Annotated in this window: 23 protein-coding genes, 1 pseudogene and 1 riboswitch; of the genes and pseudogenes, 14 read left to right on the forward strand and 10 right to left on the reverse strand. The window is 71.3% G+C overall.

Features of this window, described 5'->3' with window-relative positions; all coding sequences use genetic code 11:
* Nucleotides 1-8 precede the first annotated feature (8 nt).
* Nucleotides 9-1235: a GH12 family glycosyl hydrolase domain-containing protein gene (locus ACF9IK_RS13280; RefSeq protein WP_395294426.1), complete on the reverse strand. Its 1227-nt coding sequence runs from the start codon at nucleotides 1233-1235 to the stop codon at nucleotides 9-11.
* Between the two features lie 418 nt (nucleotides 1236-1653).
* On the opposite strand from ACF9IK_RS13280, the gene ACF9IK_RS13285 reads away from it, so the two are divergent.
* The 5 genes from ACF9IK_RS13285 to ACF9IK_RS13305 all read left to right on the forward strand — a co-directional run bounded on the left by ACF9IK_RS13285 (nucleotide 1654) and on the right by ACF9IK_RS13305 (nucleotide 9789).
* Complete coding sequence (locus tag ACF9IK_RS13285; protein ID WP_395298557.1) at nucleotides 1654-3072, forward strand: glycosyltransferase family 2 protein; 1419 nt, start codon at nucleotides 1654-1656, stop codon at nucleotides 3070-3072.
* A complete protein-coding gene (locus tag ACF9IK_RS13290) occupies nucleotides 3069-4133 on the forward strand; it encodes a glycoside hydrolase family 26 protein (RefSeq protein WP_395294427.1) in 1065 nt (354 codons plus the stop codon). The genes ACF9IK_RS13285 and ACF9IK_RS13290 overlap by 4 nt, the downstream gene beginning before the upstream one ends.
* Nucleotides 4130-5977, forward strand: a complete 1848-nt coding sequence (locus ACF9IK_RS13295) for a glycosyltransferase family 39 protein (RefSeq protein ID WP_395294428.1) — start codon at nucleotides 4130-4132, stop codon at nucleotides 5975-5977. The genes ACF9IK_RS13290 and ACF9IK_RS13295 overlap by 4 nt, the downstream gene beginning before the upstream one ends.
* A gap of 77 nt (nucleotides 5978-6054) precedes the next feature.
* Nucleotides 6055-6181, forward strand: a riboswitch (cobalamin riboswitch).
* Nucleotides 6182-6382: 201 nt separating this feature from the next.
* Nucleotides 6383-8770, forward strand: coding sequence for a ribonucleoside-diphosphate reductase subunit alpha (locus ACF9IK_RS13300; protein WP_395298558.1), 2388 nt, complete (start codon nucleotides 6383-6385; stop codon nucleotides 8768-8770).
* A gap of 23 nt (nucleotides 8771-8793) precedes the next feature.
* Nucleotides 8794-9789 carry a ribonucleotide-diphosphate reductase subunit beta gene (locus tag ACF9IK_RS13305; RefSeq protein ID WP_395298559.1) on the forward strand — a complete coding sequence of 332 codons (996 nt, stop codon included), beginning with the start codon at nucleotides 8794-8796 and terminating at the stop codon, nucleotides 9787-9789.
* A gap of 72 nt (nucleotides 9790-9861) precedes the next feature.
* Here the strand turns inward: ACF9IK_RS13305 and ACF9IK_RS13310 are convergent, their stop codons facing one another.
* Together ACF9IK_RS13310 and ACF9IK_RS13315 are read right to left on the reverse strand one after the other, a co-directional pair.
* On the reverse strand, nucleotides 9862-10083 hold the full coding sequence (locus ACF9IK_RS13310) for a DUF397 domain-containing protein (protein WP_395294429.1): 222 nt from the start codon (nucleotides 10081-10083) through the stop codon (nucleotides 9862-9864).
* Nucleotides 10076-10966, reverse strand: coding sequence for a helix-turn-helix domain-containing protein (locus tag ACF9IK_RS13315; RefSeq protein ID WP_395294430.1), 891 nt, complete (start codon nucleotides 10964-10966; stop codon nucleotides 10076-10078). The genes ACF9IK_RS13310 and ACF9IK_RS13315 overlap by 8 nt, the downstream gene beginning before the upstream one ends.
* A 207-nt stretch (nucleotides 10967-11173) precedes the next feature.
* Here ACF9IK_RS13315 and ACF9IK_RS13320 point away from each other — a divergent pair.
* The 9 genes and pseudogenes from ACF9IK_RS13320 to ACF9IK_RS13360 all read left to right on the forward strand — a co-directional run.
* Nucleotides 11174-11470: pseudogene (locus ACF9IK_RS13320) on the forward strand (ATP-binding protein); the annotation flags it as partial.
* A gap of 184 nt (nucleotides 11471-11654) precedes the next feature.
* Nucleotides 11655-11792 (forward strand): hypothetical protein, encoded by a 138-nt coding sequence (locus ACF9IK_RS13325; RefSeq protein ID WP_395298796.1) that lies wholly within the window; start codon nucleotides 11655-11657, stop codon nucleotides 11790-11792.
* Between the two features lie 143 nt (nucleotides 11793-11935).
* Nucleotides 11936-12442, forward strand: coding sequence for a DUF6879 family protein (locus tag ACF9IK_RS13330; protein ID WP_395298560.1), 507 nt, complete (start codon nucleotides 11936-11938; stop codon nucleotides 12440-12442).
* Nucleotides 12443-12669: 227 nt separating this feature from the next.
* On the forward strand, nucleotides 12670-12861 hold the full coding sequence (locus tag ACF9IK_RS13335) for a hypothetical protein (RefSeq protein WP_395294431.1): 192 nt from the start codon (nucleotides 12670-12672) through the stop codon (nucleotides 12859-12861).
* Complete coding sequence (locus tag ACF9IK_RS13340) at nucleotides 12845-13372, forward strand: DUF6879 family protein (protein ID WP_395294432.1); 528 nt, start codon at nucleotides 12845-12847, stop codon at nucleotides 13370-13372. Before ACF9IK_RS13335 ends, ACF9IK_RS13340 begins: the two co-directional genes overlap by 17 nt.
* 301 nt (nucleotides 13373-13673) lie before the next feature.
* A complete protein-coding gene (locus ACF9IK_RS13345; RefSeq protein ID WP_395294433.1) occupies nucleotides 13674-13910 on the forward strand; it encodes a hypothetical protein in 237 nt (78 codons plus the stop codon).
* Between the two features lie 44 nt (nucleotides 13911-13954).
* Entirely contained in the window at nucleotides 13955-14197 is a 243-nt protein-coding gene (locus ACF9IK_RS13350; protein ID WP_395294434.1) for a DUF397 domain-containing protein, read from the forward strand.
* Between the two features lie 68 nt (nucleotides 14198-14265).
* A complete protein-coding gene (locus ACF9IK_RS13355; protein WP_395294435.1) occupies nucleotides 14266-14724 on the forward strand; it encodes a hypothetical protein in 459 nt (152 codons plus the stop codon).
* 86 nt (nucleotides 14725-14810) lie between these two features.
* Nucleotides 14811-15866 (forward strand): ferritin-like domain-containing protein, encoded by a 1056-nt coding sequence (locus ACF9IK_RS13360; protein ID WP_395294436.1) that lies wholly within the window; start codon nucleotides 14811-14813, stop codon nucleotides 15864-15866.
* A gap of 76 nt (nucleotides 15867-15942) precedes the next feature.
* Here the strand turns inward: ACF9IK_RS13360 and def are convergent, their stop codons facing one another.
* The 7 genes from def to ACF9IK_RS13395 all read right to left on the reverse strand — a co-directional run bounded on the left by def (nucleotide 15943) and on the right by ACF9IK_RS13395 (nucleotide 23123).
* Nucleotides 15943-16512 carry a peptide deformylase gene (def, locus tag ACF9IK_RS13365; RefSeq protein ID WP_395298561.1) on the reverse strand — a complete coding sequence of 190 codons (570 nt, stop codon included), beginning with the start codon at nucleotides 16510-16512 and terminating at the stop codon, nucleotides 15943-15945.
* Nucleotides 16513-16605: 93 nt separating this feature from the next.
* Nucleotides 16606-17598 (reverse strand): tetratricopeptide repeat protein, encoded by a 993-nt coding sequence (locus tag ACF9IK_RS13370; protein WP_395294437.1) that lies wholly within the window; start codon nucleotides 17596-17598, stop codon nucleotides 16606-16608.
* Between the two features lie 243 nt (nucleotides 17599-17841).
* The gene (locus ACF9IK_RS13375) at nucleotides 17842-19077 is read right to left on the reverse strand and encodes an HD-GYP domain-containing protein (protein ID WP_428846384.1); all 1236 of its coding nucleotides are present in this window, start codon (nucleotides 19075-19077) and stop codon (nucleotides 17842-17844) included.
* Nucleotides 19078-19193: 116 nt separating this feature from the next.
* Entirely contained in the window at nucleotides 19194-20624 is a 1431-nt protein-coding gene (locus tag ACF9IK_RS13380; RefSeq protein ID WP_395294439.1) for an HD-GYP domain-containing protein, read from the reverse strand.
* Between the two features lie 305 nt (nucleotides 20625-20929).
* Entirely contained in the window at nucleotides 20930-21361 is a 432-nt protein-coding gene (rsrA, locus tag ACF9IK_RS13385; protein WP_395294440.1) for a mycothiol system anti-sigma-R factor, read from the reverse strand.
* A complete protein-coding gene (locus ACF9IK_RS13390; RefSeq protein WP_395298562.1) occupies nucleotides 21358-22101 on the reverse strand; it encodes a sigma-70 family RNA polymerase sigma factor in 744 nt (247 codons plus the stop codon). Before ACF9IK_RS13390 ends, rsrA begins: the two co-directional genes overlap by 4 nt.
* 386 nt (nucleotides 22102-22487) lie before the next feature.
* Entirely contained in the window at nucleotides 22488-23123 is a 636-nt protein-coding gene (locus ACF9IK_RS13395; protein WP_395294441.1) for an alpha/beta hydrolase family protein, read from the reverse strand.
* Nucleotides 23124-23145: the final 22 nt, after the last annotated feature.

Raw genomic sequence — 23145 nt, forward strand, 5'->3', positions numbered from 1 at the left:
GCCCGACGCTACGCCAGTCCGTTGTACGGAAGCGTCCACTTCTGCCCGACCGCGCCCGCGCACGGCTTGAGTGTCACCGCCGTCCCGTCCGCGAGGACGCCGCCGACGGTGCTGAGGCACTGGCCCGACTCCATGTGCAGCAGGCTCTGGCCGGGCCCGGCCGCCCAGCGCTGCGGGGCCCCGCCGGTGCAGCGGGCCAGTGCCACGGTCCGACCGTCCTCGGCCGGCGCCAGACAGGCCGCGCCACCGCGCAGTGAGCCGTCGTTGCCGACGGTCCAGCCCGTCGAGACCGCCTGGTCACCACAGGAACCGACCGTCACCGGCGTCCCGGCCAGGCCCCCGCCGCCGTGCCGCAGGCAGATCCCGGGCGCGCCGGCCGGCACCTCGCCGGCCGGCAGGCCGACTCTGTTGTGGAAGGCGAACGCCCAGCTCTTCAGTCCGTTGCCGCCGCTCCAGATCTCGAAGCCCGCCTGCACCCGGCACAGGTACGACCCCGGCGGGACGTAGCCGCGGATCAGGGCGTCTGCGGTGAACAGCCGCAGGTTCAGCCCGTGGGCGCTGTGCGTGTTCGCCGTCCGCACGTAGCTGATGACGCTGTGCGGACCGGTGATCGGCGCCTGGAAGACGTCGTAGGTGGCATCGCCCAGGGTCTGGGCGTCCGTCACCTTGCTCCCGGCCGGCTTGACGCTGTCGGTGGAGTCCAGCCAGATCATCACCTCGGCGCTCTCGCCCGGGGCGCAGTTGTCGGGGTTGGGCCCGTACCAGAGGTCGTAGGAGACGTTGTAGGAGCCGGTCGCCTGGGCCGTGGCGTCCCAGTCGCTGGTCGCGTCGCCCAACGCGCTGACCGGGACGGGCAGTCCGCTCGCACCCGGGGCGGTGGAGATGTTGGGGTAGGCGCCCGGGGCGAGCGGCGCCTTGGGCACGAAGTCGCGGAGCTCCGTCACCGTGAAGCCGGTTCCCTGGGTGTCCAGGCACACCGTGCCGGAGGAGTTCCAGGGATTGGTCTCGATCACCTTGGTGCCGCCGTCGACCAGCCGCTTGGGGAACCGGACCTCCGGGGTCGAGCAGAGCCTGCCGGAGCCGCTGTCCACCGGGTCGTCGGCGCCGGCCGCCGCGCTGGTCCGCGCGGGTTCCGGGGTCGCCTCGGCCGTGCAGCCGAGGAGCAGTACGGCCACCGTGCCGTGGGCGAGCAGCGCCCGCACCCCCCGCGCCAACCGTGCGGCAGTGCCCTCCACGATGTCCTCCCTCTCCTGGTGAACGGCCCAGCGGCCGCCAACCGTATACGTCTGCCCCCACATCACGATCGGAGATCGATCCCGGTTCCGGGCGCCCGGCAGGAGAGGAGGGTGGGAGGCCGCCGGAGCCGGTCCCGTACGATCCTGAGGTCCCTGTGGCCGCCCGCTGAACGGCCTTGGGCGGATTTGGACCACTTCAATACGGTTTCCGGGGGAGAGCGACTTGACTGTCACCGAGAGTGCGCAGCTCGCGGGCAGCAGGAGGGCGGCCGCCTCACGCCGCAGGAGCCGGCCGGACCCGAGCGCCCGGGTCCAGCGCGGACTGCTGCCGCAGCCGCCGGACGGCGCGGAGAAGTACTCCTACACCCGCAGCCACCTCTGGGTGCTCACCTGTTTCTCCCTCGTCAGTTTCGGCTCCATGGTGGCCAGCGAGATCGGCCTGGTCGGCGCCACCCCGTGGTTCTGGGCCTTCGTCCCGTTCCTGGCCTTCACGATCGTCTACTACCTGATATCCCGTTGGGTGCACGGCTTCAACGAGAGCTTCGACCTGAAGGCGCACCGCGCGCTGGTGAAGGCCTGGCGCCCGGAGCGGTACCCCACGGTCGACGTCTTCCTCCCGGTCGCGGGCGAACCGATCGAGGTGCTGCACAACACCTGGACCCACGTCGCCAAGCTGCGCGACCAGTACCCGGGCGAGGTCACCCCTTACGTCCTGGACGACAGCGACAGCCCCGAACTCGCGCAGATGGCCGTCGACTTCGAGTTCGTCTACGGCACCCGGAACAACCGCGGGTGGTTCAAGAAGGCCGGCAACCTCCAGTTCGGATTCCGCAACTCCGACAGCGACTACATCCTCATCCTCGACGCCGACTTCGCGCCCCGGGCCGATCTGCTCGACGAACTGCTCCCCTACATGGAGAACGATCCCGAGCTGGGGATCGTTCAGTCCCCGCAGTACTTCCGCATCCTCGACTCCCAGAACTGGATCGAGCGCGGCGCCGGCGCCGTCCAGGAGCTCTTCTACCGGACGGTCCAGGTCTCCCGGCAACGCAACGACGGCGCGATCTGCGTCGGGAGCTGCGCCGTCTACCGGCGGGCCGCCCTGGAGCAGAACGGCGGCACCACGCTGATCGAGCACTCCGAGGACGTCCACACCGGGTTCGACCTGCGCCGGCTGGGCTGGAACCTGCACTACGTGCCGGTCGCCCTGGCGGCCGGGGTCTGCCCCGACAACGTGGGCGGCTTCTTCAACCAGCAGTACCGCTGGTGCACCGGCTCGATGAGCCTGCTGGGCAGCAGGAAGTTCTGGAGCACCAAGCTCCGCCCGATCACCCGGATGTGCTACATGTCCGGCTTCTTCTACTACATCCACACGGCGCTGTTCACCGTCATCTCCCCGCTGGTACCGATCGTGCTGCTGGTCACGCGGCCCGACCTGATCCGGTGGGAGAACACGGTGCTGGTGGTCCCGGGCCTGGTGTACGCGACGCTCATCTTCCCGCTCTGGCACCGCAACCCCTACCGGCTGGAGGCCTGGGCCGCCCGGATGATGTACGGCTGGGCCCACGTCTTCGCCATCTGGGACATCCTGCGCCGCAACCGGATGGCCTGGCAGCCGACCGGCTCCAGCGGCGCCCGGAAGAACAAGACCCGCCGGTTCTGGATCGGGGTGATCGCCTGGGGCGGCGGGACCGCCCTGGCCTGGGTCGGTTTCGGGATCTGGCGCATGCTCACCATGGGCGCGCTCAACTTCTCGCTGGTGCTCGCGTCCGGCCTCTTCTACGCCGTCATCGTGGGCCGCGTCCTGGTCCAGCCGCGCCCCACGGAAGCCGTGTGATCACCGTGTCCGCCCACCGCCGCCGGGCCGGCCGCCGCCCGCTCGCCCTGATCGCCGTACTGACCGCCGGCCTGCTGCTGACCACCGCCTGCGGACCCGAGGACCCGGGCTTCGCCGTCCCCGAGTCCGTGGCCGCGGAGGCGGCCGGCCCCGGGACCGCCGCCGACGCCGCCCCGGGCGGCCGGAAGCCGGCCCCCGCCGACGTCCCGTACGACGTCACGCCGCTGCTCAGGCCGAGCCGCAAGTACCTGGGGACGGCGCTGGACGACGTCCCCGCGAAGATGGACCCGCTGAGCAGCTTCACCGCCATGATCGGCAAGCAGCCGAACGTCGTGGAGTACTACGCGAGCTGGGGCGACGGCTTCGACACCGCCGGCGTCCGCCGGATCTACGAGGCAGGGGCGCTGCCGTTCATGGCCTGGGAGCCGCACTCCCCCTCGATGGCGGCGATCGCGGCCGGCGAGACCGACGACTACGTCAAGGGCGTGGCCAAGGCGGCCGCCAAGCTCAACCTGCCCATCGCCATCAGCATCGCGCACGAGATGAACGGCGACTGGTACCCGTGGGGCCGGCAGGCCGCCAGCGCCGCCGACTTCGTCGGCGCCTGGCGCCGGATCCACGACATCTTCGACCGGGCCGGCGCGACCAACGTGATCTGGGTCTGGAGCCCGAACATCACCGTCCCGGCGCCCAACACCCGGCTCGCGCCGTACTACCCCGGAGACACCTACGTGGACTGGGCCGGTATGACCGGCTACTTCACCCTCACCGGCCCGAAGACCTTCGACACGCTCTACGGCGCGACCATGGCGGAGATCCGCGCCTTCTGCAAGAAGCCGTTCTTCATCAGCGAGACCGCCTCCCAGCAGGGGAAGCGCCAGCGTGCCGACATCGACCAGCTCTTCACCGGGATCGAGGCGCACGACGACATCATCGGGTTCGTCTGGTTCAACATGGTGAAACGGGCGGACTGGCGCATCGAGACCTCCCCGCCGTCGCTCGCGGACTACAAGCAGCGCGTGTCCGATCCTCGCTACGGCTTCGACATCCGGAACCCATGATGCCCTCAGAGACCGACTCCCCCTGGTTCATCCCGCACACCCCGGTCCGGACGGAGACGGGGGAGGACACCGCGCAGGCCGGGAACGGGGCGCACGGCCCCGGGCACCCGGACGAGCCGGCCCGGATCCCCGGACCGGCGTACCCGGACGAGCCGGCCTACCGGCAGGACGCCGGGTACCCCGACGCGCCGGAGCACCCCGATGCCGCGGCGTACCCGCAGGACGCCGGGTACCCGGACGGGTCCGCGCACCCCGAGGACGGCCCGGCGCCCGCCGACCCGCGGTTCCACCCGTCCGACGGCCCGCCCGTGGAACTGGCCCCGTACACCATCCCGCCCGTCCCCGTGACCGGCTGGGACCCGGCGTCCAGCCCCCGGCGGCGCTGGATCGGCCGAGCCCTGCTCTTCGGCGTGCTGGCCGTCCAGGCGGCGCTCTCGCTGCGCCTGCTCGGCGCCGCGCACCCCGACGAGGCCATCGCCATGATCGTCGGCCGCCAGGAGCTGGACCACCTGTTCGACGGCGTCCCGATGACGACCGACCTGGTCGACCGCATCCCCGGCGCGCCCTGGCTCTACCCGCCGCTGGCCGGCGCCGCCGCGAACGCGAGCGGGATCTTCGGGGCCCGGGTGGTCAGCCTGGTCCTGGCCCTGGTCACCACCGTCCTCGCCTACTCGCTGACCCGTCGGCTCTTCAACGAGCGCGTGGCCATCTGCGGCGCCGCCGCGTACGCCGTCGTGCAGTCCACCGTGGTGGTCGGCTTCTACGCCGCCCCGGACGCCCTCGCGATCGCCCTGGTCGCGGTCGCCGCCTGGATCGTCGTCCGGACCGCCCGCGCCCCGGTGGCCCTGGTGCTGCTGGCCGCGCCGGTGGCGGCCCTGGCGGTCGCCGCGGAGTACGCCGCCGTGGTCGCGCTGCCCGCCGTGCTCGCCCTCACGGTGCTCTCCGCCTCGGCCCGGAAGGGCCGCGGCCCGGCCGCCCTCCGGGCGCTGCTCCTGGCCGTCGGCACCGTCGGACTGCTGCTGCCGTTCGGCCTGCTGGACGACGTCGCGTCCTGGTCGCCCACGCAGGGCCACGAGGCCCGGTCGGTCGGCTCGGTCCTGCTCTCCGCGGCCCGGTGGAGCGGCCTGTTCACGCTGCTCGCCTGCGCCGGGGCAGCCGCCTACGTACGGCGCGAGCGGATGTACGAGTCGCCCGAGGACGACGAGATCACGGCCACCCGGCTGCGCCGGGCCGCGCTGAGCACCACCCTGTGCGGGACGGCGCTGCTGATCCCGGTCCTGTACGCCTGCCTGGGCACCCCGGGCGTGATGTTCCGGCACCTCGGGTTCGGCATGCTCTTCGCCGCGCCGCTGGCCGGCGTGGGCATCACCAGGCTGGTCGGCGCGCACTTCCGCAACCCCCAGCTGGGGATCCTGGTGTGGGTGGTGCTGCTCGCCCTCGGACTGGAGCAGGCGTCCCTGCGGTACCAGGACGGTCCCGACTCCGGCCGGCTGCTCAGCGTGCTGCGCCTGCACGCCCAGCCGCACGGCCGCTACCTCACCGAGGTCGAGGGGCTGCCGGAGTACTACCTGGGCAGCGTCAGCAAGCCCGACCAGTGGTTCTCGGCCCGCCGGGGCACCGAGTACCAGGACCGGGCCGGCGTGGTGCACCGCGGCGACGACGGCACGGTCACCGCCGTCCGGGACGGCTGGTTCAACCTGGTCGTCCTCGACAGCACCGCGCCGAGCGCCATGAACCGGGCTCTCACGGACGCTCTCGGGGCCGGCGGGCACTACCGCCTGATCGCCCAGTTCAGCTCCCCGACCGGCGATTCCGGCACGTACAAAGTGTTCCTCAGGTACTGAGCGCGACGGGCCCACAACTCGGGCCCGGCGACACGCCCGCCACTACATATGGGGCCGTCATACTCAGCCGCCACTAGATGTATGCTCGTCCCTGCTGTCGACGCAGGGGAACCCGGTGGGAATCCGGGACTGCCCCGCAGCGGTGTGCGGGCGGCTCCAGCCGAGCCCGCGAGTCCGAGTACCTGCCGACGGTGTGCCGGTCGCCCTCCCCGCAGAGGCCTTCAGCACCAGTAGTACGTCCGGGCCTCGCGGGCGGGCCGGGGATGACACCGTCGCGCGACGCCGTCCGGCTGCCGCGCCGTGCTCCCCTGCCCCGAACGGCCCGGTGATTCGATCCACCGCCGCCGATCGCCGCCAGGAGAGAGCGCCTTGACCACCGCTGCCTCAGCCACCCTGCCCGCCCAGGTGTCCAGCTCCGCCACCGCCGACCCGACGGTCTCCGACCCGGGCGGCGCTCTGCTGCGGGTGCTGACCGACCGCAGCGCCGACCTCCCGCAGGTGGACCCCGGCCATGTCGCCGCCGCCGCGCTGCGCGGCCGGCACGCCGGTTCGGACTTCGCCGAGCTGCGCGGGCTGGCCGTGGACGCCGCAGCGTCGATGATCGCCGAGGACCCGCAGTACTCGAAGCTCGCCGCCCGGCTGCTCGCGCTGGAGATCGTCGACGAGGCCGCGACCCAGGGCGTGGTCTCCTTCTCCACCTCGATCGCGGTCGGCCACGCCGAGGGCCTGATCGGCGACACCACCGCCGCCCTCGTCGCCAAGCACGCCGATGCCCTCGACGGGCTGATCGACCCGCAGGGTGACGACCGCTTCGAGTACTTCGGCCTGCGCACCGTGCAGTCCCGCTACCTGCTGCGCCACCCGATCACCCGCAAGGTCGTCGAGACCCCGCAGCACTTCCTGCTCCGCGTCGCCTGTGGCCTGGCGGTCGGCGACGACGAGCAGTCGGTGCGCGAGGTGGCCGAGCTGTACCGCCTGATGAGCCGGCTGGAGTACCTGACCTCCTCGCCGACCCTCTTCAACTCGGGCACCCGGCACCCGCAGATGTCGAGCTGCTACCTGCTGGACTCGCCGCTCGACAACCTGGACTCGATCTACTCCCGGTACGCCCAGATCGCCCGCCTCTCCAAGCACGCCGGCGGCATCGGCCTCTCCTACTCGCGGATCCGCTCGCGCGGCAGCCTGATCCGGGGCACCAACGGCAAGTCCAACGGCATCGTCCCGTTCCTGCGCACCCTCGACTCCTCGGTCGCCGCCGTCAACCAGGGCGGCCGCCGCAAGGGCGCGGCCTGCGTCTACCTGGAGACCTGGCACGCGGACATCGAGGAGTTCCTGGAGCTGCGCGACAACACCGGTGAGGAGGCGCGCCGGACCCACAACCTGAACCTGGCGCACTGGATCCCGGACGAGTTCATGCGCCGGGTCAACGCGAACGAGGACTGGTCGCTGTTCTCCCCGGCCGACGTGCCGGAGCTGGTCGACCTCTGGGGCGAGGACTTCGACGAGGCCTACCGCAAGGCCGAGCTGGCCGGCAAGGCCGTCCGCACCATCCCCGCGCAGACCCTCTACGCCCGGATGATGCGCACCCTGGCGCAGACCGGCAACGGCTGGATGACCTTCAAGGACGCCTCCAACCGCGCCGCCAACCAGACCGCGCTGCCCGGCCGCACCGTGCACTCCTCCAACCTCTGCACGGAGATCCTGGAGGTCACGGACGACTCCGAGACCGCCGTCTGCAACCTCGGCTCGGTCAACCTCGGCGCCCACGTGGCCGAGGGCGCCACCGCCACCGACCTGATCGGCGCGATGGACTGGGAGCGGCTGGACGCCACCGTGCGCACCGCCGTGACCTTCCTCGACCGCGTGGTGGACATCAACTTCTACCCGACCGTCGAGGCCGGGACGTCGAACTCCCGCTGGCGGCCGGTCGGCCTCGGCGTGATGGGCCTCCAGGACGTCTTCTTCAAGCTGCGGATCGACTTCGACTCCGCCGAGGCGAAGGCCCTCTCCACGCTGATCGCCGAGCGGATCATGCTCACCGCGTACGAGCGCTCCGCCGACCTGGCCGAGCAGCTGGGCCGCCACGAGGCGTACGGCGAGACCCGCGCCGCCCGCGGCGAGCTGCACATCGACCACTTCCCGTCGGCCGCCCCGCAGTGGGCCGACCGCTGGGCCGCGCTGCGCACCCGGATCGCCGAGACCGGCCTGCGCAACTCGCTGCTGCTGGCCATCGCGCCGACCGCCACGATCGCCTCGATCGCCGGCGTCTACGAGTGCATCGAGCCGCAGGTGTCCAACCTGTTCAAGCGCGAGACCCTGTCGGGCGAGTTCCTGCAGGTCAACCCGTACCTGGTGCGCGAGCTCAAGGAGCTGGGCGTCTGGGACCAGCAGACCCGAGACGCGCTGCGCGACGCCAACGGCTCGGTCCAGGAGCTCAACTGGCTGCCGGCCGAGGTCCGTTCGCTGTACCGGACGGCCTGGGAGCTGCCGCAGCGCGCGCTGATCGACCTGGCCGCGGCGCGCATGCCGTACCTCGACCAGAGCCAGTCGCTGAACCTCTTCATGGCGGCGCCGACCATCGGCAAGCTCAGCTCGATGTACGCGTACGCGTGGAAGGTCGGTCTGAAGACCACCTACTACCTGCGCTCGCGCCCGGCGACCCGGATCGCCCAGGCCGCGTCCGGGACCGCCCGTACGGCCGTGCCCGTGCCCACCCCGACCATGACCCAGGAGGAGCAGGACGCCATCGCCTGCTCCCTGGAGAACCCCGAGTCCTGCGAGGCCTGCCAGTGAGCGCCATCCCCGAAGACCGCAAGATGCTGCTCGACCCCGGGTTCGAGCTGACCCTGCGCCCGATGCGCTACCCGTCGTTCTACGACCGGTACCGGGACGCGATCAAGAACACCTGGACGGTGGAGGAGGTGGACCTGCACTCCGACGTCGCCGACCTCGCCAAGCTGAGCGAGGGCGAGCGGCACATGATCGGCCGGCTGGTCGCCTTCTTCGCGACCGGTGACTCGATCGTCGCGAACAACGTGGTGCTGAGCCTCTACAAGCACATCAACTCCCCGGAGGCGCGGCTCTACCTGAGCCGGCAGCTGTTCGAGGAGGCCGTGCACGTCCAGTTCTACCTGACGCTGCTGGACACCTACCTGCCCGACCCGGAGGACCGCAACGCGGCCTTCGCCGCGGTGGAGAACATCCCCTCCATCCACCAGAAGGCCCAGTTCTGCTTCAAGTACATGAACGCGGTCGACCACATCGACTCGCTGCAGACGAAGGAGGACAGGCGGGCGTTCCTGCTCAACCTGATCTGCTTCGCCGCGTGTGTGGAGGGGCTGTTCTTCTACGGCGCCTTCGCGTACGTGTACTGGTTCCGGAGCCGGGGCCTGCTGCACGGCCTGGCGACGGGGACCAACTGGGTGTTCCGCGACGAGTCCATGCACATGGACTTCGCGTTCTCCGTGGTGGACACGGTTCGCGAGGAGGAGCCCGACCTCTTCGACGAGGAGATGGCCAAGCAGGTGACGGAGATGCTGGAGGAGGCCGTCGAGGCCGAGCTCCAGTTCGCCCAGGACCTGTGCGGTGACGGCCTGCCGGGCATGAACACCGCGTCGATGCGCCAGTACCTGGAGGCCGTGGCCGACCAGCGGCTGGCCCGCCTCGGCCTGCCGATCCGGTACGGATCCAGCAACCCGTTCGGGTTCATGGAGCTGCAGAACGTCCAGGAGCTGACGAACTTCTTCGAGCGCCGGGTGTCTGCCTACCAGGTCGCGGTGGAGGGCTCCGTCTCCTTCGACGACGACTTCTAGGTCGTCGGAGAAGCAGCGAAACGAAAGAGGTGCCCCGCACGGCCACAGCCCGTGCGGGGCACCTCTGTTGTTTCAGTCGGTCGGAAAGTCGCCGACCTTGACCCCGGCGAGGAACGAGGCCCAAGCCTCACCGGCGAAGAGCAGGGATGGCCCGTCCGGATCCTTCGAGTCCCGGACAGGGACCACACCGCTGACGCCGACCGCGATCTCCACACAGTTGCTCTGCGCGCCCGAGTACGACGACTTTCGCCAGCTGACGTCAGCAGCGGCCGCACCCTCGGGGATGCTACTCATCGCTGTGCATTCCTTTCGCGATGCGCTCGATGAGCGCGACTGATTCCTTTCGAGGCAGAGACTCCGCCAAGGCTCGACGGAACAGGTTGGAGTACTTGAAGACCTCTCCCGGTTCCTCGATGTAGAGCGTGCTGAGGAGGCTGTCCACATACACGACGTCCGTCTCGGTGCTCTCGGGAAAGCTCAGGATGACGAGCGGCCCGAACAGCGCGGCGTGAACATCCGACTTCTCCGGCAACACCTGGATGTTGATGTTCGGGCGATCTGCCATCGCAACCAGGTAGTGAAGCTGCTCCCGCATCACCTCCTGCCCACCGATCTGGTGCTTCAGCGCAGACTCCGACAGCACCACCCAGAGCCGAAGCGGTGACTCGCGCTGCAGCACCGATCGCCGCTCCAGCCGAACCTTCGTCAGGCGCTCCACCTGCTCCACACTGGCGTCCTCTATCTGCGCCCGCACCACGGCCCGCGTGTAGTCCTCTGTTTGCAAGAGGCCTGGAATCAGAAAGGTCTCCACGCTGTAGGCGTCCGATGCGTCAGCCTCCAGCGAGATGTAGTCGGCATACAGGGGCGACAGCGTGTCGGAGTATCGGTCCCACCAGCCACGAAGGCGCCCATCTCGCGACAGGTCCTCCAGCTGACCACGCGTCGCCTGGTCCGCCACGCCGTAGAGGTCGAGCAACAGCCGGAGATCCACGAGCCTGATTCCGGACTGCGCAGCCTCAATCCGACTGATCTTGCTCTCGGCAGAGGCCAACTGCCTTGCCGACTGGGCGATCGTCATCCCTGCAGCAACCCGCATCTCCTTGAGCGTTCGAGCGAGCCGCCGCTGTCGGACTGTCGGATTCCTGTTCACGGGCACGCGTTGACCTCCCAGCTCCATGTGCGTTGCCAGTCTGCCGCCCTCCGCTCCTGACAACAATCTTTGATCACTTCCAAAGTGGGGACTTGCACTTTAGAAGACCCCAGGAGCATGCTACTCAACGTAGTGAGTCATTCCACGCAACGTGATCATGGCGACTCATCACCCGGGCATTCCCATGCCTTCTTCAGCGCTCTTCACCCCGCACCCCTCGGAGGTGGCCCCGCCATGCCTGAAACCGTCTCCCCCTCCCACACCGCCCCCACCGAACACGCCTGCTGGCTGCCCCGGCACCTGAGGTCCGCCGCTGCGGCCCGGCGCGAACTCCGCCGCTTCCTCGCCGACCACCCTGGCTCCGAAGGCCTGCTCTCCACCGGCGAGTTGCTGCTCTCCGAGCTGGTCACCAACTCCATCCGGCACGCCCGCACGCCGCGAGGGCGCCTGATCCAGATCCGGTTCAGGCTCACGGACGACCTGCTCCGCATCGAGGTGCACGACGCCGACAGCGCCGAGCCCGCACTCCGCGACGCCTCGGACTTCGACGAGGCGGGCCGAGGCCTGCTCCTCGTCCACGAGTTGGCCACCCAGTGGGGCTGCTGCCCCCGCACCGGAGGCATCGGCAAGTTCGTCTGGTGCCACGTCGCTCCCCGTCCTCTGGGACCACGTCCGAGCGCGCCCCGTCCGCGAGGCCCACCGCGACTTCATCCGCGTGTGCATCGGCCCCGGCCGCGGCGACGGCGTCGCCCGCTGCCTCGACCGCAGCGGCCTCTGGAGCACCACCCTCTACGTCGGCACCCTCACCCGCTGGACCGCCCACCCCATCACCATCACCACCCATCACCCCTGAACTCCCACGCCCTGGCCTGGCGTTCACGCCAGGCCAGGGCGTGGGAGTCGCATTCCAGTCCTCGAACGATCGCGTCCTTGATCCCGCAGCACCGAGCAGGACAGGCTACGAGTCGACGAGTACCCCTCTGGAGGATCACTTCCGTGCTTAAGGGTCAAGACTTCGGCCGCCTCTTCGAGACATTCGAGCGAACGGCCTTCCGACTCGAAACGCTGGCCGTCTACGACGTGGACGAGGAGCGCGAGGAGTTCGCCGACTTCCTCGCCGGCAAGGGGCTGCCGCCCGACTGCGCCGACAACCCTTGGGTTCGCTCGATGACGAGCCTGGGCAAGCAGGTGGCTCGGGTGCACGTCCTCCGGTCTCCCCTGTCGGACTACCTCCGATACGAGCTGGCGGCATACCCCGGGAACATCAAGGCCGGCGAGTCGATCGGCATCATCGACACCGCTCGGCAGGAGGTGCTCGGACTGCCCGACCACGACTTCTGGCTTTTCGACGACTCCTGCGTCTACCAGATGCGTTACACCAAGGCCGGAAGGTTCATCGGTGCCGAACTCCTGACCGACGACCGACTGAACGAATACCAGCGGTACCGGGACATCGCCCTGGCCAACCCCGTGCCCTTCGAGGAGTTCACGGCATCTCATTAGCTCCCGAAGCCGGCCGGGTTCTGCTCACCGCCCCGGCCCAGCCACAACGGGTCGTTCCGGCGGGCCCTTGCTCCTCGCAAGGGCCCGCCGGGAAGAGGCGCCGTCCTTGCTCGACTCTTGAGCGCCCGTTCGAAGGAGGGCCAATTTCCAGTAGTGGAAACACGAACGTCTTGCCTACGCCTGACCCGAGTCGGGAGCATCGTAGGGAGACCGAGCGAGGGGGCAACATGGAACTGACACGGATTGCGGGTTCCTGTGAAGACGGCGACTGCCCAACGCTCTACCTGACGGATCGCGGAACGCTAGCCGTCCAGGGCGAGCACCTCACCGAGCACCGTCTTCAGGTTCCGGCTCACGAGACGCTGGTCGAGATCCCCATCGAACTCATCCGAAAGGCCATCCGTGACAACCTCATCTAGGACCCTCGGGGACTGGTTCTCAGAGTTCGGTCGCGAGGCGTTCCGACTGGAAACGCTGGACGACTACAGCCAGTCCGGCGGGGTGGACGCGTATCAGGCCTTCCTCGCCGGCGGGGGACAGCCGGAGAGCTTCAGGACCGCTGCCTGGGTCGAGACTGTAGCCAACGCCACTCGATCCGGCAGGCGCATGTATCGGGTACACGTACTCGCCCGCCCACTCACGGAATACCTCCGGTTCGAACTCGCATGGGGTTACCACCGGAACATGGCAGCCGGTGAGGAGTTCTTCATCCTCGACACCACGAGCCAGGAGAACCCCCTTCCCGCGGCACCGGACTTCTGGCTCTTCGACGACGAGAGGGTTGCCGAGATGAGCTACGACGGCAACGGGAAGTACCTCGGAGCCGAGTTCCTCACCGGCGCCGTGGCCGCCCGGTTCCGGGCGTACCGTGACATCGCGATGGCGAACGCCGTTCCGTTCACGGAATGGTGGGCCGAGCACGGCGAGTGAACAGAACACAGCTCGGGTCAGCGCTGCGGGAACTTCGGCAGGCTTCTGGTAAAGAGGCCAAAGCCGTGGCCCGCGGCGCTGCCATGTCTCCAAGCAAGTTAAGCAAGAAGCCGAGTCGTTTTGGCGAACAGCGCAGGGAGTCGGCCAGTCCGACTTCCTGCGCAGAGAGCGCAGAACCCCGCGGTCGCCCGAGGAATCCGGGACGAGTTCTTTCGGTGACAGGAAAGCGTCCGGAAAACCCGCCGGCCCACCCCTAACTTGGTGACTCACCGAAACGGTCCGCGAGTCACGGGAGTCCTCCATGTCCGCTGCGGGTTCCGCACAGCCGACCGGGCCGAAGCGTCGCCGGACGCTTGCGGAGCTCATGGCGCGAATCGACAACAACCCGGTTCGGAAGGACCTGACGACCGGGGGCCTTGTCGAAGTGGTGGGCCTCCGGGACGACCGGGCACTGGTCCGGCCGCTGTTCGAGCCGGCCACCCCGCCGCGGCAGGTGCCCGTCGACCAGCTCACCACGCGCATCAGCCTGTGGGGCTGACCGACCTCCCGCGGATCCACTCTCAACACCGGAAGGTGCAGGCGATGACCGATCACAACCTCTACGAACTCGACCTCTCCCGCATCCAGTTCAACCGCGCGTGCGGCGGCAACCAGGGCGGGGGCGACGACGGCGAGTCGTGCGTGACCCTCGGTGCGGTGCCGCAGGCCCCTGGCGTCTTCGCCCTGGGCGACAGCAAGCGTCCCGACCGCGAGCCGCTGCTGTTCACCGCCGAGGAGCTGACCACCGCCGGGATCGACCCCGCGCGGTTCGGCCTGTCCGTCTGACGCCGGCCCGACCGCCCCGACCGCCCCGGCCGCCCGCAGTCCCGTGCGGGCGGCCGGGCGGGGTGCGAATGCCCGGAGGAGAAGCGCAGTTACACTTCCACGGCTACGAATGGGCCGGTGACGGCCGGCTGTTGGCGAAGGAGTCGGAGCGGCGGCCGGTCGGTGGCGCAGGGTTCCGCCTCTCCGAGCTGCCACCCCTGATGACCGGTTGGTGGCTGCTGCGCCCGGCCGCTCAGGTCCGTGGCACCTGGGAGACGCCGGCCGCCGCGGCCGATTGGCTCGCGGCACGCTACGCGGAACACACACCCGCCGGTGATCCCTGGCTGCCGATCGCGGCCCGGCGCCGCCGCGCGCTCGAACAGCTGGCCGACGCCTCGGACGTCGTGTGGGCCCGCTGGGTGTCCGACGTCCGATGGTCCGGCCACTACGTGATCGCCTGCCCCAACAGGGCCCGTCAGGACATCCCCTGCCCGACGTCGTCCCCGGGCCGGGACGGCAACAGCTCCACGCGCCGCCCGTCCGGATGAACTCCCGAGCCACACCGACGGCATGCCTCCGTACACGATCCGCCCCCGGCTACGGTCCGGCGACACCCGAACGAAAGGGACCCACCATGGCGACCGGAATCCTCGACTACGGAAGCGACGCGATCGTCCAGCTCATGGACGTCGCGGAGGAGGACTGGACCGAGCAGGAGCTCAAGGACGCTCTCCAGCGGGCGATCATGCTGGAGCTCTCCACCATCCCGCCCTACGCCACCGCCCTCTGGTCGATCACCGATCCGGACAACAGCAAGCCCGTCCGCCACACCATCCGCGAGATCATCTTCGACGAGATGTCGCACTTCGGGCTGGTCTGCAACATGCTCACCACCATCGGCGGCAAGGTCGTCCTCACCGACCCCGCCACCGTGCCGAAGTACCCCGGCCAGCTGCCCGGCGGCGTCAACCCCGGCCTGGAGGTGTACCTCGGCGGACTGAGCCGCGAGTCGGCCGCCCTGTTCGCCGCCATCGAGAAGCCCGAGCACCCGCTCGGGTTCGCGGCCGACGGCAACACCATCGGCGCGTTCTACCAGCGCATCGCCAACGTCTTCCCCAAGTTCGCCGGCCTCATCACCGGGCAGCGCCAGGTGGACGTCCAGCTCACGAGCCACGGCGCCGGCAACGACGTCGTCCCGATGAACCACATCGACGACGTGCTCGCCGCCATCCATGTCATCCAGACCCAGGGCGAGGGCACGGACGCCTCCCCGGAGAACCCCTTCCCCGGCGCCCCGGACGAACTCGCCCACTACTACGCCTTCAAGGAGATCGCGGTCGGCAAGAAGTTCGTCCCCGTCGGCCAGAAGGGAGGGTTCGACTTCGTCGGTCCTGACATCCCGCTGCCGGACACCTCTCCGGTCGCCCGGATCCCCGAGGGCGGCTGGATCAACTCCCCCGGCAACGAGCCCGACGCGAACACCGCCGGGCTGCTGCACGACTTCAACCAGCTCTACAGCCAGATGCTGCGCGCCCTCGAAACCGCCTGGAGCGATTCGGGCGACGGCACGGTCGACCCGGCCCCCCAGCTGATGGGGAAGATGCGCAAGGCCGCCCAGAAGATCAACAACGTCAAGCTCCCCCTCGACCCCCACTTCACCTACGGCCCGGAGTGGCTCTTCCTCCCGTAGCCCGTAGCGCCTGGCCCCGGGCAGCCCGAGGGCCGGTGCGGAACCTCCGCACCGGCCCTCAACACGCCTTCGGCCGTTACTCGTTCGGCACGGTCGCGTACCGCGGCGTCCCCTCGGCCATCTGCCGCAGGGCGTCCTTGCGGTCCCGCTTCGACAGCTTGTCGATGTAGAGGGTGCCGTACAGGTGGTCCGTCTCGTGCAGCAGGCAGCGGGCGAAGAAGCCGGTGCCCTCGACCCGGATCGGCCGGCCGCCCTTGTCCACACCGGTCACCGCGGCGAAGTCCGGGCGCGGCAGCTCGGCGTAGGCGGTGGGCACCGACAGGCAGCCCTCGTTGCTGTCGTCCAGCTCCCGGCGGCGGTCGGCCGGGTACTCCTCCAGCTTCGGGTTGATCACGTGGCCGATGTGGCGCACGCCCTCGTCGTCCGGGCAGTCGTAGACGAAGACCTTGAGGTCCACACCGATCTGGTTGGCCGCGAGGCCCACGCCCTCGGCCGCGTACATCGACTGGAACATGTCGTCGATCAGTGCGGACAGCTCGCCGTCGAACGCGGTGACGTCCTTGACCTCGCGGTGCAGGACGGGGTTGCCGACCACGGTGATCGGGCGCGCGGTGCCCTTGGTGAGGTCCGGCTCCTCCCCGACCATCTTCGGGTTCGGATTCTCGTCGTGCTCGTGCTGCTCGGCCTGCTCCGCCATGTCTTCCGCTTCCATAGGTCTACGCGTACCTCACCAGGGTACTCAGCAGACTTCTTCGAGATCCCGGTACGCCCGCGATCCCGGGGAGGCCGACGCCCAGCGGTCCAGCAGGGCCCGCACCAGGTGGGCCGGCGCCGCGATCCCGCACTCCCGCTCCACCAGCCAGGACATCCCGGCCGCGCCGCCCTGACTGAGGTGGCTGAGGTGCCCCGGGTGGGCGGCGTCGCCGTCGTCGTGCGGATCGTGGTGGGCGGTGTGCCCGTCGTCGGCCGCCATCCGGCTCTCCGAGCAGGCCCGGCAGAGCAGCCGCACCGACGACGTCCAGTCCTCCGCCGCGTAGCCCGCGTCCGCGACCAGCCGCTCCAGCGCGTCCCGGTCAGCCGCCGTCGCGGCCTGCAGCAGCACGACGTACGTCGGCACGGGGGACGGCGCCCACAGCTCGATCTCGTCGAACACCGGGTAGGCCACGCCGTCGGTGACCCGCTCGCCGTGCGGGGCCCCGTCGTGCAGCACGACCTCCCCCCAGCGTCTGCCGGAGGACGGCAGCGGGATCGACAGCACCTCGATCCGGGCCGGGTCCAGCCGCCGGCCCCAGACCACCTCGGACTCGCCGTCCGGGGACAGTCGCACCGGCGTCGTCCCGAGGTCCAGGCTCACCGGCCCGTCCGGCTGCGCGCCGGAGCCGCCCGGCAGCCGCAGTCCGTACGCCTGCCAGGCCCGCCGGGCCAGCGGCCAGTCCTGCAGCGCCGTCGCCGTGATGCCCAGGTTCCACCAGTCGGGGGCGCCCTGCTCGCGGTCCAGTAGCGCCACCGCCCGCAGCCCGGCCGCCCGCGCCTGCTCCCAGTCCCGGCGGAACTTGTGCAGCAGCGCGAGGTTGAACCAGGAGTCCGACAGCCACGGCTCCAGGTCGGCCGCCATCACCAGCAGCGCACCCGCGTCCTCGTACCGGCCGTCGCCGATCAGCGTGAAAGCCCGGTCGGTCGTCTGCCGCCAGGTGGCGGACGGCCGGTGCCGTGCCCGGTGGAAGATCCTCACGTTCGTCCCTGCCGTCGTCGTCCGCTCAAGTCCCGTAACCACTCCCGTGCCACGGGCCCGGTACCCCGGGTCGGTGTTCCACGCTACGACCGCATCCAACCACGCTCGCCGCCGCCCGCGCTCCCCACCGTCGTGGTTGCCCCCACCGCCGGCGCCCGCCCCTACCCAGCCTGCCCGCCCCGCCGCCGCGCCTCAACCCCAGCGGGTCCGCGCTCCGTCCCGCCGCCGCGTACAGGCCCCACGCTAGCCGCGGACCCGGACGAGGGCATCCACCACCCGGGCGTCGTAGAGCCGCCCCCGGCCCAGCCGCAGCGCTTCCAGCACCTCCAGCCGCCCCACCGCCTCGCCCACCCCGCGCCCGCGCGCAGCCGTCAGCAGGTCGTCGTGCGCGTTGGCCACCCGGATGATCCGGGCCGCCAGCGGCACCTCGCCGTCCGCTGCGGCCGGCCCGCCCTGCCAGGGGTCGGCCAGCCGGGCCACCTGCTCTGCCACCTTCCGCGGCACCCCGGTCCGCATGATCACCTCGCTGCCGAGCCGGGCGATCCGGCGCTGCTCCTCGTCCGGGAGCAGCGCCGTCGCCCCGTCCGGCACCGGCTCGACCAGCGACAGCTGCCCGACGTCGTGCATCAGCGCCGCGTACTCCAACAGGGCGAGCTCACGGGTGCCCAGGCCCAGCTCACGCCCGATCGCGCACGCGGTGTCGGCCACCCTGCGGGCGTGCCCGGGTGGGGTGTAGCCGGCCACCTCGGTGGCCCGGGCCAGGCTGGCGATGGTCTGCCCGGTGGTGGCCCGGACGGCGGCGGCCCGGCGGAACGACACCTGGGCCAGCAGCAGCGGTGCGCAGAACAACGGCAGCGCCCAGAGCCCCACCTCGCCGGCGGCCAGGCTGACCAGCAGCCCGGTCGCGGCGATCGCCGAGCCGATCCCGAACAGCGAGCGCAGCTCGTCCTCCAGCGCCGCCGGGAACCGCAGTCCGCTCCGGGCCCGCCGCAGCACCGCGGCCAGGCTCGCGTCGCAGAGCGCGGCGAGCGCGGCCACCAGGGTCAGGAACACCCCGTACACCGGCCCGTCCGCGGAGAAGCGGTCCACCGCACCGCTGGTGTAGAGCGGTTGGAAGACCGCCGCCGCGAAGCCCGCCCCGAGCAGCCGCCGGGCCGCGCCGTCCAGGCGGGCCTGGTCCCGCCAGGGCGCCTGTCGGTGCCCGCGGGCGCCGCGGGGCAGCAGCAGGGCCGGCGGCAGCGCGAGCAGCAGGCCGGCCCCGGTCACCGCGACCGCCTGGAACACCCCGTGCCCGGTCGGCAGCCCCCGCAACGGCCCCAGCAGCGCGTATGCCAGCGCGCCGGCCGCGCCGATCGGCGCCTGTTCCCGGTCGCCCGGCAGGGTGATCCGGACGCACTCGCCGAGCGCGATCAGCACCGTGAAGGCCAGCGCCACCCTTGGCTCGGCCACCCCGCGTACCGCGACCACCCCGAAGGCCATGGCGAGCAGTGCGAGCGCCGCACCGTGCACCGCCGCCACCCCGCCGTACACCGCCACGGGCAGCGGCCCGCCCGCAGCCCGCCGGGACGGTCTCCGGGCGCCCCCGGTCGCCGCGATCACGACGGCCCGGCCGTCGGGACGCTGCCGCCCTGGGCGGGCACGCGGCGCGGGGCCGCCCGGGCCGGCTCGGGGACCCCGAGGGGGATGTCCGGAACCGCCTTGATGCAGTCGCCGGACGGCGGCAGCACCGGCTGCCAGTCGTGCTCCGCGAGCGCGTCGACCAGCGCCCGGACCATCACCGGGTCGAACTGGCTGCCCGCGCAGCGCTCCAGCTCGGCCACCGCCTCCGCCACCGGCCGGCCGCGGCGGTAGGAGCGGGTGGAGGTCATCGAGTCGAAGGCGTCGGCGACCGAGATGATCCGGGCGAACTCCGGGATCTGCTCCCCCACCAGCCCGCTCGGGTAGCCCCGGCCGTCCACCCGCTCGTGGTGGTGCAGGATGCCGGCGTGCGCCTCGCCGAGGAAGGCGATCCCGCGGACCAGCTCGTAGCCGTGCACGGGGTGCACCTCCACCGCCCGCCGCTCGGCGTCGGTCAGGGGGCCGTTTCTTCGCAGCAGCTCGGTGGCGACGCCCAGCTTGCCGACGTCGTGCAGGATCCCGGCGTACCGCAGGGTGCGCAGCCGCTCTGCCTCCATGCCGAGCTGATCGGCGATCAGCACGGCCGCCTTGCCGACCCGCTCGCTGTGCCCGCGGGTGTACGAGTCCTTGATCTCGACGGCCTGCACCAGCGCCTGGACGGTGGCCTGGTGGGCGTCGCGCTCGCGGTGGCCCTGGGCGAACACCCAGGCCGAGATGGAGAGCGGCAGCAGTGCCAGCAGCGCCGCGAACGCGCCGTACGGGCCCTGCCAGAGCACCGCGACCATCAGCCCGCCGGCCGCGTGCACCAGCACCGGCAGACCGATCGAGGTGGCCGGCCCGCTCAGCAGCACGGTCGGCCGCCGGCCTTCGGCGAGCACCAGCATGCCGCTCACCAGGACGCTGTTGACCAGGCAGAACGCACCGAGTGCGGCACACCCGGGGAGCAGCGCGGCCGGGAACCGGGAGCCGAGCAGCAGCTGCGGCCCGGAGAGCAGGTGGAAGACGGTCGAGGAGGCGAAGGCCGAGAGCCCGAGCTGTGCGCCGTTCCAGACCCGCCGCCCGCGGTCGGACTCGGCGTAGCCGAGCAGGGCGGGCGGCACCGCGACCAGCGCCGCGGCGGCCGGCGGCAGCATCAGCACCCCGGCGAACAGCACCGGGAAGAAGGCGTTGGCGCAGGGCCGGGCCGGCGGCCGGTCGGCCAGCGGCGCCCGGCGCAGCAGCACCCGGACCAGTCGCAGGCAGGGCGTGGTCAGCCCCTGGGCGAGCGATTCCCAGCAGCCGTGCAGGAAGGAGAGCAGCCCGACCTTGGGCCAGTCGACGGGGTTGCCGAGCCAGCGCGGCACGCCGAGCGGTTCCGGCACGGGCAGCAGCGGCAGCAGGCAGCAGAGCGCCGCGACCGGAACGGCCACGAGGTAGGCCAGCGCGCCCCGCGGCAGGTCCGCCTCTCCCCTGTCGGTAGCGATCTCGACCTCCCCGCGTCCTGGCCCGCTCAGCGCTCAGCACACCGGGGGCCCGGCGGTGAGTGTCCGTCAGGAGGATAGGCCGCCGCTTCGGCGTAGGGACGCATGATCGCGGAATGCCGCAGTTGGCGCACCGCCAACTCACTCGAACGAGTGACGGCGCACGCGAGCAGCAAGGGGGCGGCCCCGGAGCACGCGCTCCGGGGCCGCCCGATCCGTTCCTCCGGCCGCCCGCGCACACGGGCGACGCGGGCTCACTCCGCCGGGGCTCCCGCCTCGACCGGGGTGCCCGGCCGGGCCTGGTCGCCGGCCGGCTCGGCCGCGGTGTCCCGCGCCTCGCGGCCCGGACCGGCCCCGCGCCCCGGACCGGCTTCGCCGTGGAGCTCCGCCGTCGTCTCGACGGAGACCACCACCGTCTCGCCGGTGCGCTGCCCGGCCCGGATCGAGTCGATCCTGGCCAGCACCTTGCCGCGCAGGTCGGCCGGGGTGTCGTCGCACCCGCAGCAGCGCTTGATCAACGCCTTGATCGCCTGCTCCAGGCCGTACTTCTCCAGGCATGGCGAGCACTCCTCGAAGTGCACGCGCAACTTGGCGTAGTCACCCTCGGCCATCTCGTTGTCGAGGAATTCGTAGAGGTGGTCGAGGACCTCGCCACACTCGGTGTCGTGCGGATCGCCGCAGCTCATGAGCCCGAGCCCTTCGCTTCCTGCCCTGCCCCGCTGCCGGCCGGGACCAGCCCGCGCTCACGGGCGTAGTCCTCCAGCATGCCGCGCAGCTGACGGCGACCGCGGTGCAGTCGGGACATCACCGTACCGATGGGAGTACCCATGATGTCCGCGATCTCCTTGTACGCAAAGCCCTCTACGTCCGCGAGATACACGGCGATGCGGAACTCCTCCGGGATGGCCTGGAGGGCGTCCTTCACATCACTGTCCGGGAGGTGTTCGAGCGCCTGGGTCTCGGCCGAGCGCAGACCGGTCGACATGTGCGACTCGGCCCGGGCCAGCTGCCAGTCCTCGATCTCCTCGGCAGCGGTGCGCTGGGGCTCCCGCTGCTTCTTGCGGTACGAGTTGATGAACGTGTTGGTGAGGATGCGGTACAGCCAGGCCTTGAGGTTGGTGCCCTCGCGGAACTGGTGGAACGACGCGTAGGCCTTCGCGAACGCCTCCTGGAGGAGGTCCTCCGCGTCGGCCGGGTTGCGCGTCATCCTCAGCGCGGCGGAGTACATCGGGTCCAGGTAGCCCAGGGCGTCGCGCTCGAAGCGCTCCCGCCGGGCCTCCTCGGTCTCCTCCGCCGACACCCGGAAGGTGTCCTCACCGATCGCCTCGGCCAGCTCCTCACCGGTGAGCGCCTCGCCCGCGGGCAGGCCCTCCTCCGGGCCCCGGCCCGGCTCGGTCTCGTGCTCGGTCCCGACGACCGGACCCACCTCCTCGGCATGGCGCAGACCGCCCGCTGCGGGCTGCCCCGAGAGGGAGGATATCGGGCTCACGGGCTTCTCGCCCGCGACGAGCCACTCCGACCACGAGGGGGTGAAGGCCGTGGCGGCCTCGCGCTCCTCCGGCCGCTCGGGGCACGCGATCGAACCCATCTGTGCTGCCTTCCACCGGGACTCAAGCTGACGAGCTTGTCAACCATGCGGACCGCGCCCGCATTCCCGCCGCCGGCCGGGTATTCAGACGGGCTGGCGAGCGGGCGGCGACCGCCCGCTCCCGCCGGCGCGGGGCCGGCCGGCGCGCTCCGGCACTCGAAGCGCCGCGGCGCCCGGACCGGGCCGACCACCGGAACGGCGCGCTGTCCGAACCGGGCCGGCGCTCAGAGCAGGCCGAGCACCCAGTCACCGACCGCCGCGGTGATCAGTTCCAGCAGGTCGTCCTGCCCCATCGGCGCCCGCTTCGGCACCTCGAAGCCGTGGCTGCCGTACGGCAGCGCCACCAGCTCGTGGCCGGCCGGCAGCGCCGGGAACTCCTCCGGGCCGCCGAACGGGTCCGCAGCGCTCTGCACCACCAACGTCGGCAGCCCCGACTCCAGCAGCTCCTCCGCCCTGCTCTTCTCGGGCTTGCCCGGCGGGTGCAGCGGGAACGCCAGCGCCACCACGCCGACCGCACCGGTGGCCGCACCGGTCCGGCAGGCCACCCGGGCGCCGGCGCTGCGTCCGCCGACCACCAGCGGCAGGCCCGGCCCGGCCAGCCGCTCGGCGACCGGGGTCCAGCCGGTGTCCAGCGTCTTCGGCGCCGGCCCGAGCCGCTTCCCGGCCACCCGCCAGGGCTGCTCGACCAGCGCCACCGAGATCCCCCGCGGCGGCAGCGCCTCGGCCAGTGCGACCAGGTCGCGCGCCTCGATCCCCCCGCCGGCGCCGTGCCCGAGCGCCAGCAGCGCCTTCGGGGCGGCCGCCGGACGGAGGGTGATCCGGGCGTCCCCGGCCGGGGTCGGAACGAGTTCGGTGGTCATCGCGCGCGGGCTCCAGGAGAAG

This window comes from Kitasatospora hibisci (assembly GCF_043950205.1).
Classification (GTDB): domain Bacteria; phylum Actinomycetota; class Actinomycetes; order Streptomycetales; family Streptomycetaceae; genus Kitasatospora; species Kitasatospora hibisci.

Coding starts and splice junctions, on each gene's coding strand:
- ACF9IK_RS13285 (WP_395298557.1), top strand. CDS start 1,654: ATGGTGGCCAGCGAGATCGGCCTGGTCGGCGCCACCCCGTGGTTCTGG.
- ACF9IK_RS13295 (WP_395294428.1), top strand. CDS start 4,130: ATGATGCCCTCAGAGACCGACTCCCCCTGGTTCATCCCGCACACCCCG.
- ACF9IK_RS13305 (WP_395298559.1), top strand. CDS start 8,794: ATGCTGCTCGACCCCGGGTTCGAGCTGACCCTGCGCCCGATGCGCTAC.
- ACF9IK_RS13310 (WP_395294429.1), bottom strand. CDS start 10,083: ATGAGTAGCATCCCCGAGGGTGCGGCCGCTGCTGACGTCAGCTGGCGA.
- ACF9IK_RS13315 (WP_395294430.1), bottom strand. CDS start 10,966: ATGGAGCTGGGAGGTCAACGCGTGCCCGTGAACAGGAATCCGACAGTC.
- ACF9IK_RS13335 (WP_395294431.1), top strand. CDS start 12,670: ATGGAACTGACACGGATTGCGGGTTCCTGTGAAGACGGCGACTGCCCA.
- ACF9IK_RS13345 (WP_395294433.1), top strand. CDS start 13,674: ATGTCCGCTGCGGGTTCCGCACAGCCGACCGGGCCGAAGCGTCGCCGG.
- ACF9IK_RS13350 (WP_395294434.1), top strand. CDS start 13,955: ATGACCGATCACAACCTCTACGAACTCGACCTCTCCCGCATCCAGTTC.
- ACF9IK_RS13355 (WP_395294435.1), top strand. CDS start 14,266: ATGCCCGGAGGAGAAGCGCAGTTACACTTCCACGGCTACGAATGGGCC.
- ACF9IK_RS13360 (WP_395294436.1), top strand. CDS start 14,811: ATGGCGACCGGAATCCTCGACTACGGAAGCGACGCGATCGTCCAGCTC.
- def (WP_395298561.1), bottom strand. CDS start 16,512: ATGGTCGGGGAGGAGCCGGACCTCACCAAGGGCACCGCGCGCCCGATC.
- ACF9IK_RS13375 (WP_428846384.1), bottom strand. CDS start 19,077: ATGGCCTTCGGGGTGGTCGCGGTACGCGGGGTGGCCGAGCCAAGGGTG.
- rsrA (WP_395294440.1), bottom strand. CDS start 21,361: ATGAGCTGCGGCGATCCGCACGACACCGAGTGTGGCGAGGTCCTCGAC.
- ACF9IK_RS13395 (WP_395294441.1), bottom strand. CDS start 23,123: ATGACCACCGAACTCGTTCCGACCCCGGCCGGGGACGCCCGGATCACC.